Origin of the sequence: Pseudomonas sp. S3(2024), assembly GCF_036861315.1 — a bacterium.
Taxonomy (GTDB): domain Bacteria; phylum Pseudomonadota; class Gammaproteobacteria; order Pseudomonadales; family Pseudomonadaceae; genus Aquipseudomonas; species Aquipseudomonas putida_A.
Genome location: NZ_JAZAQQ010000003.1, coordinates 537,968 through 549,644, shown reverse-complemented (window position 1 = coordinate 549,644; position 11,677 = coordinate 537,968). Strand labels below are relative to the sequence as shown.

At 57.2% G+C, this 11,677-nt stretch carries 13 protein-coding genes and 1 pseudogene; 4 read left to right on the top strand and 10 right to left on the bottom strand.

Annotated features, from left to right (window positions below; translation table 11 throughout):
* Positions 1 to 188 precede the first annotated feature (188 nt).
* From VLA07_RS11745 to VLA07_RS11735, 3 genes are read right to left on the bottom strand one after another with little or no spacing between them, the layout of a single operon-like run.
* Positions 189 to 485, bottom strand: a complete 297-nt coding sequence (locus VLA07_RS11745; protein WP_003229005.1) for a winged helix-turn-helix domain-containing protein — start codon at positions 483 to 485, stop codon at positions 189 to 191.
* A 20-nt stretch (positions 486 to 505) separates the two neighbouring features.
* On the bottom strand, positions 506 to 997 hold the full coding sequence (locus tag VLA07_RS11740; protein WP_108184051.1) for a M48 metallopeptidase family protein: 492 nt from the start codon (positions 995 to 997) through the stop codon (positions 506 to 508).
* Positions 998 to 1,040: 43 nt separating this feature from the next.
* Complete coding sequence (locus tag VLA07_RS11735; protein WP_333989287.1) at positions 1,041 to 3,164, bottom strand: putative bifunctional diguanylate cyclase/phosphodiesterase; 2,124 nt, start codon at positions 3,162 to 3,164, stop codon at positions 1,041 to 1,043.
* A 334-nt stretch (positions 3,165 to 3,498) separates the two neighbouring features.
* Here VLA07_RS11735 and VLA07_RS11730 point away from each other — a divergent pair, with 334 nt between their 5' ends.
* Together VLA07_RS11730 and VLA07_RS11725 are read left to right on the top strand one after the other, a co-directional pair.
* Positions 3,499 to 4,167 (top strand): polysaccharide lyase family 7 protein, encoded by a 669-nt coding sequence (locus tag VLA07_RS11730; protein ID WP_333989286.1) that lies wholly within the window; start codon positions 3,499 to 3,501, stop codon positions 4,165 to 4,167.
* Positions 4,168 to 4,188: 21 nt separating this feature from the next.
* Positions 4,189 to 4,290, top strand: coding sequence for a polysaccharide lyase family 7 protein (locus VLA07_RS11725; RefSeq protein ID WP_442969541.1), 102 nt, complete (start codon positions 4,189 to 4,191; stop codon positions 4,288 to 4,290).
* Between the two features lie 219 nt (positions 4,291 to 4,509).
* Here the strand turns inward: VLA07_RS11725 and VLA07_RS11720 are convergent, their stop codons facing one another.
* Both VLA07_RS11720 and VLA07_RS11715 read right to left on the bottom strand, forming a co-directional pair.
* Positions 4,510 to 4,956, bottom strand: coding sequence for a hypothetical protein (locus VLA07_RS11720; RefSeq protein ID WP_330205914.1), 447 nt, complete (start codon positions 4,954 to 4,956; stop codon positions 4,510 to 4,512).
* A 394-nt stretch (positions 4,957 to 5,350) separates the two neighbouring features.
* A pseudogene (locus tag VLA07_RS11715) lies at positions 5,351 to 5,668 on the bottom strand (class II fructose-bisphosphate aldolase); the annotation flags it as partial.
* A gap of 142 nt (positions 5,669 to 5,810) precedes the next feature.
* Between VLA07_RS11715 and VLA07_RS11710 the strand changes: the two are divergent.
* Positions 5,811 to 6,062 (top strand): helix-turn-helix transcriptional regulator, encoded by a 252-nt coding sequence (locus tag VLA07_RS11710; RefSeq protein WP_330205913.1) that lies wholly within the window; start codon positions 5,811 to 5,813, stop codon positions 6,060 to 6,062.
* On the top strand, positions 6,059 to 7,258 hold the full coding sequence (locus VLA07_RS11705; protein WP_333989285.1) for a type II toxin-antitoxin system HipA family toxin: 1,200 nt from the start codon (positions 6,059 to 6,061) through the stop codon (positions 7,256 to 7,258). Before VLA07_RS11710 ends, VLA07_RS11705 begins: the two co-directional genes overlap by 4 nt.
* An 80-nt stretch (positions 7,259 to 7,338) precedes the next feature.
* Here VLA07_RS11705 and fba read toward each other — a convergent pair whose 3' ends face one another.
* The 5 genes from fba to epd all read right to left on the bottom strand — a co-directional run bounded on the left by fba (position 7,339) and on the right by epd (position 11,567).
* The gene (gene fba, locus VLA07_RS11700; protein ID WP_003177554.1) at positions 7,339 to 8,403 is read right to left on the bottom strand and encodes a class II fructose-bisphosphate aldolase; all 1,065 of its coding nucleotides are present in this window, start codon (positions 8,401 to 8,403) and stop codon (positions 7,339 to 7,341) included.
* A gap of 270 nt (positions 8,404 to 8,673) precedes the next feature.
* Positions 8,674 to 9,006: an MliC family protein gene (locus VLA07_RS11695; protein ID WP_139055217.1), complete on the bottom strand. Its 333-nt coding sequence runs from the start codon at positions 9,004 to 9,006 to the stop codon at positions 8,674 to 8,676.
* Between the two features lie 56 nt (positions 9,007 to 9,062).
* Positions 9,063 to 9,284 carry a hypothetical protein gene (locus VLA07_RS11690; protein WP_007961876.1) on the bottom strand — a complete coding sequence of 74 codons (222 nt, stop codon included), beginning with the start codon at positions 9,282 to 9,284 and terminating at the stop codon, positions 9,063 to 9,065.
* Between the two features lie 34 nt (positions 9,285 to 9,318).
* Complete coding sequence (locus VLA07_RS11685) at positions 9,319 to 10,482, bottom strand: phosphoglycerate kinase (protein WP_027610625.1); 1,164 nt, start codon at positions 10,480 to 10,482, stop codon at positions 9,319 to 9,321.
* Positions 10,483 to 10,508: 26 nt separating this feature from the next.
* The gene (gene epd, locus VLA07_RS11680; RefSeq protein WP_333989284.1) at positions 10,509 to 11,567 is read right to left on the bottom strand and encodes an erythrose-4-phosphate dehydrogenase; all 1,059 of its coding nucleotides are present in this window, start codon (positions 11,565 to 11,567) and stop codon (positions 10,509 to 10,511) included.
* Between the last annotated feature and the right edge of the window lie 110 nt (positions 11,568 to 11,677).

Here is an 11,677-nt window from a genome sequence, read left to right as displayed (position 1 = left end):
TCATCGCCTGCATGCGAATACTGCTGATCAGATTGAATGCCATGCTGCGAGACGGCACAGAGTGGCGGTGACGAACGGTGGTAGTAAGACAGTTGCTCCCACATTTTGATCGCATTCCATCTGAAGGAACTCGATCGACTGTGGGAGCGGGCTTGCTCGCGAAGGCGTCAGCTCAGGCACTGCAAAACTCAGGGATACTCCAGCACAGCCTTGATCTGCCGCAGATTACGCTCGATCCACCCGCGATCGATCGCCCCCCACTCGCGAATCCGATAGCGCCCGGCATGGTTGCGCGCGCCCTCTTCCTGCTCGAATTCACAGACGATGTCCAGATCCGCCAGCGCGGCGATCGTGTCCTGCGCCGTGCGCCGGGGCATGCCGGTCACTTCGGTCAGCGCCGGGACGCTTGGGGCCAGGCCGCTGTCGATCAGGTAGGCCACGTACAGGCGCCGGTAAAAGCTGCTTTTGGTCTTGCTGACGTCCATCTACCCGCTCCTTGTTGCGGCTATTGCAGGTCCCGCCACGTCAGGTATACCCGCAGATCGAACTCGATCTGGTGATACCCCGGCAGCATGTGTTCGCACAATTTATAGAAGGCCTTGTTGTGGTCCGATTCCTTGAAGTGCGCCAGTTCGTGCACGACGATCATCTTCAGGAACTCGGGGGCCGCCTCCTTGAACAACGAGGCGATGCGAATCTCTTTCTTGGCCTTGAGCTTGCCGCCCTGCACCCTTGAGACCGTGGTGTGCAGGCCCAGTGCGCGGTGCGTCAGATCGAGGCGGTTGTCGAACAGCACCTTGTCGATGGCCGGTGCGTTGCGCAGGTATTCCTGCTTCAGGTCCAGCGCGTAGCTGTACAGCGCCTTGTCGCTCTGCACATCGTGACGCCCCGGATAGCGTTGGCTCAGGTAGTCACCCAGACGCTGTTCGGCGATCAGTTGGCGCACCTGATCCTGCAATTGCGCGGGATAGGCCTGGAGGTATTTCAACGCAGTCATGGGCACGGCAATACGGTTCGAAAAGAGCGCCAGTGTAACGAATTCAAACCGGCAGCGCGCTCCAGTCGAAGGGCTCGGCGAAGCTGGCGGCGTCTTCGGAGGTCAGCGGACGCGCCACCAGGAAACCCTGCACGTATTCGCAGCCATGCGCTTGCAGCCATTGATACTGTTCGATGGTTTCCACACCTTCGGCGATCACCAGCAAGCCGTACTGTTTACACAGATTGATCACGTTGCTGACCAGCGCCGCGTCGCGCGTCGAATCCGGCAGCCGCGCAATCAGGTGTCGATCAAGCTTGAGCGTGTCCAGCTCCAGATCACGCAGATGCGCCAGCGAACACGGCCCCGAACCAAAATCATCCAGCGCCACCCGCACCCCGAGATTGCGCAGCAGGCGCAGCTGTTTGCGGGTCTCGTCGGGGTTGTGCATCAGCGCGTCTTCGGTGATTTCCACCTCCAGTTGCCGTGGCTCCAGCGTGTGCCGCTCAAGCACCTGACGCAATTCGGTGACCAGGTTCGGCAGACCGAACTGGGTGTTGCTCAAACTCACACCGAGCACCAGGTCTTCGGCAAACAGGGTTTCCCAGGCTTTGCGCTGGCCGGCGCCACGGTGATAGATCCAGCTGCCGAGCCGACTGATCAGCCGTGCTTCCTCCAGCAATGGCAGGAACAACCCCGGCGGCACATCGCCAACGCTCGGATGCTGCCAGCGCAGCAGCGCCTCGAAACCGCGGATCTGCCCGCTGTCGATCGCCACTTGCGGCTGATACACCAGATTGAAATCACGGTTCTCGATGGCGTTGCGCACGCTCTCTTCAAGCATCAGCCGAGAGCGGGCGCGGCCGTTCATTTCGTGATCGTAAAAACGATACTGCTGACGCCCGGCGCGCTTGGCTTCGTACATGGCAATGTCGGAGGCGCGCAGCAAGCCGTCGAGGTTCGAGCCGCAGTCCGGATAAGTGGCGATGCCGATACTCGCGCCGAGGGCAATGTCCAATCCCTCGATCTGCTGACAGATCGACACCCGCTCGATGAGCTTCTCGGCAATCTTCGCCGCCTGCTCGGGGAACTCCAGATCGAGCAATGCCGTGAACTCGTCACCGCCCATGCGCGCGAGAATATCGAACGGCCGCAGGCAGGCCTTCAACTGCTCGGAGACCCAGCGCAGCACCCGGTCGCCGGCATCGTGGCCAAGGGAATCGTTGACCCGTTTAAAGCCATCGAGATCCAGATACAGCAGCACCCAACTGCTGTCGCTGCGTTCACCGCGCAGCAGCAGGTTTTCCACCGTCTGATAAAAGCCCCGGCGATTGAGCAGTCCGGTCAACGGATCGGTGACCGCTTGAAATTCCAGCTGCTGATGCAGGTGACGCACCACTGACATGTCCAGCACCGTCACCACCATCGCCCGCTGCTCGGGCGGCAACGGCGCGCATGACAACGCCACCGGCACCTGCTGCCCCGGCGCCGTGCGTAACAACGCATCGTGCAGACGCAAGGTCTCACCGCGTTTATAGCCGGCCAACAGCTCGGAATCAGCCCACAACGGGATGTGCGGTTTCTGCAGATAATCGAGAAATTCCTTGCCCTCCAGCTCCTTCACCGGTGCATTCAGCAGCCGCGAAATCGCCGGGTTGGCGAAGCGGATCAAACCGTCCTCGCCGAGCACCAATATTCCTTCCGCCGCGTTATCCAGCACCGAGGCATTGAAGGCCCGCGCGACCTCCAGATCATGACTCAGGCGCTGCAAGGCGCGGCGGTTGCGCTGGTGTTCGAGCAATGCCTGGACTTTGGGCTTGAGGATCTGCGGATCGAACGGTTTGAACAGGTAATCCACCGCGCCACTGGCGTAGCCCTTGATCACGGCGTCCTGGGACTGTTCGTTGGCGGTAAGAAAAATGATCGGCGTGAGGCGTGTGCGCTGGCTGCCGCGCATCAGCCGCGCGACTTCAAAACCGTCCATGCCTGGCATCTGCACATCCAGCAGCACCAGATCGACGTCGTGTTCAAGCAGCAAATTGAGCGCCTCGAAGCCGGAGGCGGCGGTCATGACGTGCCAATCCTGACGCTGCAGCAACGCGCGCATGCTGATCAGGTTTTCAGGGTAATCATCAACGATCAAAAGGACAGAGCTGCCTTCACCTGGCTGGGGTTGCGCGCATTCCATGCTGCTTCTCTTGTCGGGACATCTCTTGTCGGACTATCGGCCGGTTCTTGGGAAAACCGTACAGTTACTGAGCCATCACTCTAGTCGCGGATCTGTGAAAGCAGAAGCTGTCACGCCGCCATCATTTAGCCAAAGCGGCGACTTACCGACTAACGGTCACCCCTGCAGCCCCCGAAAACCGGCGCAGATGGCATTTCGACAGGATGTTGACGCCAATCATCTGCCAAACGGGCGTTAACAAAAAACTCCTCTACGCTTATAACTGCCGCCCGAAAAGGCGCGGGCTAGAGCTTCTGGCACTCGCGTTCAGGATGAATTGAGTGGAAGAACCGACATGATCGATCTCGCAACCTGGAACCTCAGCGTTCCCGTCGGCAGTCCGCCGTACACCGTCGAAACCTCCAAACTGGTGAATGGCTTCAAGGATCAGTACTTCCATTCCGACACCGGCACCCTGTTTTTCTGGTCACCGGTGACCGGGTCAAAAACCGAAAACGCCATCTACCCGCGCACCGAACTGCGCGAAACCTTCAGCAACGGTACCCTGCGCAACTGGTATTACCCGGACGCCGACAACACCCTGCGCGCGACCCTTGCGGTGAACAAGGTGCCCAGCTCGGGCAAGATCGTCATCGGCCAGATCCACGCGTATGAAAGCCAAAAGCCGATGGTCAAGCTCGAATACCAGTACAAGACCAAGACCGAAACCGGCAACCTCGTCATCAAAGTACGCATGCACCCCGATGACGACGAAAGCCGCGTCATCACCCTCGCCACCGGCATCAAACTCGACCGCGAATTCAACTACCTGATCCACCTCAGCCCCGGCGGTGCACTGGGCGTGAGCGCAGCGGGTTATCAGTGGGATTCACAAGTCAGTGCGACGTGGCGCAACAAGCCGCTGTACTTCAAGGCTGGGGTGTATGTGCAGGACAACACCGGGTATACCAGTGAGGGTGGGCAGGTGACGTTTACCAAGCTGGATATTGATCACAACAAGTGATATCGGCGGCCTNACAAGCCGCTGTACTTCAAGGCTGGGGTGTATGTGCAGGACAACACCGGGTATACCAGTGAGGGTGGGCAGGTGACGTTTACCAAGCTGGATATTGATCACAACAAGTGATATCGGCGGCCTCGATACTTACACAAAACCCTGTGGGAGCGGGCTTGCTCGCGAATACGGTGGGTCAGCAACATTAATGTTGAATGACGGTCCGCATTCGCAAGCAAGCCCGCTCCCACAGGGGATCAACTACGTGATGAGATCAAAGGGGTGTCTAGTCTTGAAACGGTTTAAACCTATTTCAGGACTAGACACCTGGTTCTCCTTTCCCGCCCTTTCCTACGAAACAGAAGCAGGGAAATTTATAAAAAACTTACCATCCGAAACTGCGAACCCCTTATTCCCTGGCTCCTCATGAAACCTAAACTCTCCTTTAACAACTCCAGAGCTATTTTTTTCCAGTACGAATAATCCAGATTGAGGCCTCCACGCAGGGGCATATCGCGCGTCGCATACAAAATCAACTACATTGGGGAGGTTGGGATAAAAGTGATATGTACCTGGAATAAGATCCTTGGAGAATAAAAACCAAATATCTTCTGAACGATGTTCAGTATGGCTACTTGCATGCACATAAACGTTGTCAGAGTAATCTCCATAAAGATGGGTAGATTTATACTCAGCTTTATCTTCGCCACTTTCGCCATCCTTGCCATACAAGATACAGCTGACCTCGCCACTGAGCTCATGCTTTTTAAATTTCTCACGGACATCAATGCTTGACATATCAATCTCTCCATTACATAGAAGGAACAAAATCAGTAAAGGGAGGGATAAATATATTTATCGTTACTTCCTCTCTGATTGCATTGAGACGATAGGCTGCAATAAATTTTAAATCACCTGTCAGAAATGACAGTTCTTTATACGATTTCGAAATAAGCAAAACAATTTATGCAGTCGTTAACGAAATTTATTTTTCTCTCAAAAATAACTATGCATTCGACCACATCACGTGCGGGGAAAATGTCACAAATATCGGGCTTATCGAGAGAAGATTTAAAAATCTTTTTTAACGACATTTTTAACCGCCAGCCGTTAATTTGTTCACAATGACAAACTCACACAAAAAAACCCGCCACTCGGCGGGTTTTTCATTTACGCGATCAAACGCCCAGGCTTAGTTCACCTTGGCGTTCAACTCACCCTTTAGATAACGCTGGAACATCGCTTCCAACGAAATCGGCTTGATCTTCGAAGCATTACCGGCAGTACCGAACGCTTCATAACGAGCGATACACACATCACGCATCGCCGTCACGGTCACACCGAAGAATTTACATGGGTCGAATTCGCTCGGGTTGGTGGCCATCAGGCGACGCATTGCGCCAGTGGATGCCAGGCGCAGGTCGGTGTCGATGTTGACCTTGCGCACGCCGTACTTGATGTCTTCGACGATTTCTTCAACCGGTACGCCGTAGGTTTCTTTAATGTCGCCGTCGATTGGTGGATGAGCGCTTGGCTATTCAGATAGCAACCAAAGGGAACCGTGCCCCACCCGGTGGGGGCGACAAATAACCCACATGGATAAAATGTCCCGTATACGCTACATTCAACGACAAATGTAGCGGTAATAGAACATGGATCACACCTTGTTAATCAGCCGACTAGGCACCCAGATTCGCGAAAGACGCCTGAGCCGCGGCCTGACGCAAGCACAGCTTGCCGAACTTGCGAGCCTGACGCGCCACAAAGTCATCGCCGTAGAGAAAGGCACCCTGTCCGTCGGGATCGTCGCCTATGCGCGAGTGTTAGGTGCTCTGGATTGTGAACTCGCTGTCATTCCAGCAGCAATGCCGACACTTGAAGAGCTAGGGGACTTGTTTGAATGAAAATGACCTCGCTCAAAGTGAGTACACCTGAAGGGGCTAGCGGCAGGCTTTTCAGCGATACCGGGAACTACACCTTCCGTTATCACGAAGATGCGTTACCCGAGATGGCCATCAGCTTGTCGATGCCAGTCAGGCATGACGAATTCCGACGGCGCGAGCTTCATCCTGTTTTTCAGATGAACCTGCCAGAAGGCTATGTGCTGGAACAACTACGTAATCGCTTGGCCAAGACTGTGAATGTCGACCCGATGTTGTTGCTGGCACTGACCGGCAGCACCTCGCCCATTGGCCGGGTTCAGGTGAGATCTGAAACAGTAGACGCCCTGCTGGAGGAGCAACAATTTCCGGGCGAAAAACTTGAAGAAATCCTGACTTGGGATGGCACCGAAGATATCTTCGCTGACATGCTTGACCGCTACATCCTGCGAGCGGGGATTTCTGGCGTTCAACCCAAGGTATTGGTGCCTGAACGACAAGAAACCGCCCAGCCACGAGTAACATCGAAGACCTCGGATCTGATCATCAAAAGTGGCCGCGACGAATTTCCCGGCCTGGCGATCAACGAGTTCATTTGCATGTCCATTGCCAAAGAAGCTGGCATTCCCGTTCCACCGTTTTACCTTTCCGATAATGCCCAGCTGTTTGTCATGCGTCGCTTTGACCGCGACGATCAGCTCAACCCGCTCGGGTTTGAAGACATGGCGGTATTGATGGGGTTATCGGCAAGCCAGAAGTACAGCAAGAGTTATGCAGCTATCGCCAAGGCGATTCGTCTGTTCTGCCCGGCAAAAAATCTGCGCAGCTCTCTTGATCAGCTCTTCGATAGCGTCGCCCTAAGTTGCATTGTCGGGAATGGCGACGCTCATTTGAAAAACTTCGGCTTGCTCTATTCCGACCCGACAAAACGTGATGCGCACCTCTCTCCGGCGTACGACATCGTCAACACCACCGCCTATATCCCGGAAGATGTTCTAGCGCTGGATCTGGTCGGAAACAAGTCAATGTTTGCCTCACGGCAAGGACTCCTGGAGTTCGCACACACCTGTGAGATCGAGCGGCCGAGGGAGCGCATTCAGAACTTGCTCAACGCAGTAGAAACAGTACTTAAGCGCTACTCCCAGTATCGGGAGCAAGCAGCTCATGTGATTACTGCCATTGAGCAGTCAGCAGCACCATTTTCCCGAACCTTTGGATAGAGGGATTATGCAAAAAATCATCGACCACAAAAAACCCGCCTCTCGGCGGGTTTCTCATAACAGCAGCTCAACGCCCAGGCTTAGTTAACCTTGGCGTTCAACTCACCCTTCAGATAACGCTGATACATCGCTTCCAACGAGATCGGCTTGATCTTCGAAGCATTACCGGCAGTACCGAACGCTTCATAACGAGCGATACATACATCACGCATCGCCGTCACGGTTGCGCCGAAGAATTTACGTGGGTCGAATTCGCTCGGGTTGGTGGCCATCAGGCGACGCATTGCGCCAGTGGATGCCAGGCGCAGGTCGGTGTCGATGTTGACCTTGCGTACGCCGTATTTGATGCCTTCGACGATTTCTTCAACCGGTACGCCGTAGGTTTCTTTGATGTCGCCGCCGTACTGGTTGATGATCGCCAGCCACTCTTGTGGAACCGACGAGGAACCGTGCATCACCAGGTGGGTGTTCGGGATGCGCTTGTGGATTTCCTTGATGCGGTCGATCGCCAGCACGTCACCGGTAGGTGGCTTGGTGAACTTGTAGGCGCCGTGGCTGGTGCCGATGGCGATGGCCAGGGCATCGACCTGGGTCTTCTTGACGAAGTCAGCGGCTTCTTCCGGGTCGGTCAGCATCTGGCTGTGATCCAGAACGCCTTCAGCGCCGATGCCGTCTTCTTCACCGGCCATACCGGTTTCCAGCGAACCCAGGCAGCCCAGCTCGCCTTCTACCGAAACGCCGCAGGCGTGAGCCATGGCGACGGTTTGTTGGGTAACGCGGACGTTGTATTCGTAGTCGGTCGGAGTCTTGCCGTCTTCGCCCAGGGAGCCGTCCATCATCACCGAGCTGAAGCCCAGCTGGATGGAGCGCTGGCAGACGTCAGGGCTGGTGCCGTGGTCCTGGTGCATGCACACCGGGATGTGCGGGAATTCTTCGATCGCGGCCAGGATCAGGTGACGCAGGAATGGCGCGCCGGCGTATTTGCGAGCGCCGGCCGAAGCCTGGACGATCACCGGGGAGTCAGTCTTGTCAGCGGCTTCCATGATGGCGCGCATCTGCTCAAGGTTGTTGACGTTGAAGGCTGGAACGCCGTAGCCGAACTCGGCTGCGTGGTCCAGCATCTGGCGCATGCTGATAAGTGCCATTGTGTGTCTCTCTCCCGGTTGAGGGTCGTTAATCGTGCCAGCCTGCCGGAGCGGCGGCGGCTATTCAAGTGATTGCAGATCGGGGGTCGAAGCCCGGTCTGGTGATTCGATAAAGCAAATTCTCAAGAACTACGCAGAACTCTGTGGGAGCGAGCTTGCTCGCGAATGCATTTCAACATTCAACACAACTGCAAGCTGAACCAGCGCTTTCGCGAGCAAGCTCGCTCCCACATTGGGATCCGCTGCCACATTAGATCTATGGTGTGTCAATTACTGCGCCTTGCAGCCGCGGCCAATCAGGTCATTGGTGGCGACCCAGTACACCAGGCCTTCGTCACCCTTGACGTGAAACGCCAGCATGCCGTCGCTGTACAGCACGCCCGAGGCGCCCGGCTCTTCTTTCAGGCGATAGACCTGATCACCGCCACCCAGCCGAACATCGACTTCCTTCTGGCCGGCATTGGCGTAGCGCCATAGCACTTTGGCCTGGCTGTCGCAGGTCCAGGTGGTCCAGCTGTCCGCAGGTGCAGACGACTGAAACAGGTTCAACTGCGCGCAACCGCCCAACAATGCCAACGCCGCAATGGCGATCAAGCCTTTCATCCGTGTTCCTCGACTGACAGCCAACGCCGCCAGCCCTGAGTTAAGAGTCAGACCGGTCAAGGACAACCATGTTCCTTGGCCGGGGTTTGCGTCTCGTATTTGTCCAGACCGTCCGGCCCCGAGCGCTTGTTCAGCACCGGGTTGGTTTCGGCCTGCCAGTCGGCCTGGTAGCAGCCTTTCTGTGCCGCATCCGGCGCAGGTGTCGCCTCGGCCTTCGGGTTACTCCCGCAGGCCGCCAGCGTACCGGTCAGCAACAACAGCGCTAACGACTTGACCATCTGAACACTCCTTTGCCTGGCCAAACGGGCGGCCTCAGGCCTTGGCCCGACTTTCCAGGACTTCAACGGCCGGCAGCACCTTGCCTTCGACGAATTCGAGGAACGCGCCGCCACCGGTGGAAATGTAGGAGATTTGCTCGGCCACGCCATATTTATCGATGGCCGCCAGGGTGTCGCCACCGCCGGCAATGGAGAACGCGGCGCTGTCAGCGATGGCCTGGGCCAGCACCTTGGTGCCGTTGCCGAACTGGTCGAATTCGAACACGCCGACCGGGCCGTTCCACAGAATGGTTTTCGACGACTTCAGCAGTTCGGCGAAGTTGGCCGCGGTTTGCGGGCCGATGTCCAGAATCATGTCGTCAGCGGCAACGTCAGCAATCAGCTTGACGGTGGCTTCGGCGCTTTCAGCGAATTCCTTGGCAACCACCACGTCCACCGGCAGCGGCACACTGACCTTGGCGGCGATGGCACGCGCGGTGTCCAGCAGGTCCGGCTCGTACAGCGACTTGCCGACCGGGTGACCGGCGGCAGCCAGGAAAGTGTTGGCGATGCCGCCACCGACGATCAGCTGATCGCAGATCTGGCTCAGGCTGTTGAGTACGTCGAGTTTGGTCGACACCTTGGAGCCGGCAACGATCGCAGCCATTGGCTTGGCCGGTGCGCCCAGCGCCTTGCCCAGTGCGTCCAGCTCAGCGGCCAGCAACGGGCCGGCAGCGGCGACTTTGGCGAACTTGGCCACGCCGTGGGTCGAACCCTCTGCGCGGTGCGCGGTGCCGAAGGCGTCCATCACGAACACGTCGCACAGGGCGGCGTATTGCTGGGCCAGCTCGTCAGCGTTCTTTTTCTCGCCCTTGTTGAAGCGCACGTTTTCGAACAGCACGATGTCGCCGGCCTTGACGTCAACGCCGCCCAGGTAATCGGCCACCAGCGGCACGTCGCGGCCCAAGGCCTTGCTCAGGTAGTCAGCGACTGGCTTGAGGCTGTTCTCGGCGGAGAACTCGCCTTCGGTCGGACGGCCCAGGTGCGAACACACCATCACCGCCGCACCTTTTTCCAGGGCCAGCTTGATGGTCGGCAGCGAAGCCAGGATACGCGCATCGCTGGTGACAACACCGTCCTTGACTGGGACGTTGAGGTCTTCGCGAATCAATACGCGCTTACCTTGCAGATCGAGGTCGGACATCTTCAACACGGTCATGGGTCGCACTTCCTGAGTAACTGTTCTTAGAGAGCAGGTTTTTTTGAAATCGCTGTTTGCAGATAGTGGTCTGCAACGTCCAGCATTCGGTTGGCAAAACCCCATTCGTTGTCGAACCAGGCCAGGATGTTCACCAGTTTGGGGCCGGATACACGGGTCTGACTGGCGTCGACAATGGCTGAATGTGGGTCATGGTTGAAATCACAGCTGGCGTGCGGCAACTCGGTGTAGGCCAGCAGACCTTTGAGCGGGCCGTTGGTGGCGGCTTCGCGCAGGATCCGGTTGACCTCGTTGGCATCGGTCGCGGTGGCGGTCTGCATCGTGATGTCGAGGCAGGACACGTTGACCGTCGGCACGCGTACGGCTTTGGCCTGAATTCGCCCGGCAAGTTCCGGCAGCAGGCGCTCGATGCCACGTGCCAGACCAGTGGACACCGGGATCACCGACTGAAACGCCGAACGGGTGCGGCGCAGGTCTTCGTGGTGATAGGCGTCGATCACCGGCTGATCGTTCATCGCCGAGTGAATCGTGGTGATCGACACGTAATCCAGGCCGATCGCCTTGTCCAGCAGACGCAACAGCGGCACACCGCAGTTGGTGGTACAGGAGGCGTTGGACACCAGCAGTTCATCGCCAGTCAGGCAATCCTGATTGACGCCGAAGACGATGGTGGCGTCGACATCCGCCTCGCTGGCCATCGGTTGCGAGAACAGCACGCGTGGCGCGCCGGCGTCGAGGAAACGCTGGCCGTCTTCGCGGGTGTGGTAAGCACCGGAGCACTCAAGCACCAGGTCGACGCCCAGCGCCGCCCAGTCAATGCCTTCGGGGGTGGCACTGCGCAGGACCTTCACGCAGTCGCCATTAATATGCAGACAATCGCCTTCTACTCGCACTTCGCCGGGAAAGCGGCCGTGGGTGGAGTCGAAGCGTGTCAGGTATTCGATGCTGGCCATGTCCGCCAGATCGTTGATCGCGACAATTTCAAACCCGGCCTTCTCGCCACGCTCGAACAACGCACGCAAAACGCAACGACCAATCCGGCCGTAGCCGTTGAGTGCAACTTTGTAGGGACGCGGGTGAGGCATGGGGTTCTCGATTACCGTTTGATTCCGTTATTGCAGTGGTGTCTGAACCAACGATTTCGCGAGCAAGCCCGCTCCCACATTGGATCAGGGTTGAGAACACTGTTTGTGTC

Excerpts from the sequence above, each read along its gene's own strand:
- VLA07_RS11745 (WP_003229005.1), bottom strand. The coding sequence starts at position 485 with ATGGACGTCAGCAAGACCAAAAGCAGCTTTTACCGGCGCCTGTACGTG.
- VLA07_RS11740 (WP_108184051.1), bottom strand. The coding sequence starts at position 997 with ATGACTGCGTTGAAATACCTCCAGGCCTATCCCGCGCAATTGCAGGAT.
- VLA07_RS11735 (WP_333989287.1), bottom strand. The coding sequence starts at position 3,164 with ATGGAATGCGCGCAACCCCAGCCAGGTGAAGGCAGCTCTGTCCTTTTG.
- VLA07_RS11730 (WP_333989286.1), top strand. The coding sequence starts at position 3,499 with ATGATCGATCTCGCAACCTGGAACCTCAGCGTTCCCGTCGGCAGTCCG.
- VLA07_RS11720 (WP_330205914.1), bottom strand. The coding sequence starts at position 4,956 with ATGTCAAGCATTGATGTCCGTGAGAAATTTAAAAAGCATGAGCTCAGT.
- VLA07_RS11710 (WP_330205913.1), top strand. The coding sequence starts at position 5,811 with ATGGATCACACCTTGTTAATCAGCCGACTAGGCACCCAGATTCGCGAA.
- VLA07_RS11705 (WP_333989285.1), top strand. The coding sequence starts at position 6,059 with ATGAAAATGACCTCGCTCAAAGTGAGTACACCTGAAGGGGCTAGCGGC.
- fba (WP_003177554.1), bottom strand. The coding sequence starts at position 8,403 with ATGGCACTTATCAGCATGCGCCAGATGCTGGACCACGCAGCCGAGTTC.
- VLA07_RS11695 (WP_139055217.1), bottom strand. The coding sequence starts at position 9,006 with ATGAAAGGCTTGATCGCCATTGCGGCGTTGGCATTGTTGGGCGGTTGC.
- VLA07_RS11690 (WP_007961876.1), bottom strand. The coding sequence starts at position 9,284 with ATGGTCAAGTCGTTAGCGCTGTTGTTGCTGACCGGTACGCTGGCGGCC.
- VLA07_RS11685 (WP_027610625.1), bottom strand. The coding sequence starts at position 10,482 with ATGACCGTGTTGAAGATGTCCGACCTCGATCTGCAAGGTAAGCGCGTA.
- epd (WP_333989284.1), bottom strand. The coding sequence starts at position 11,567 with ATGCCTCACCCGCGTCCCTACAAAGTTGCACTCAACGGCTACGGCCGG.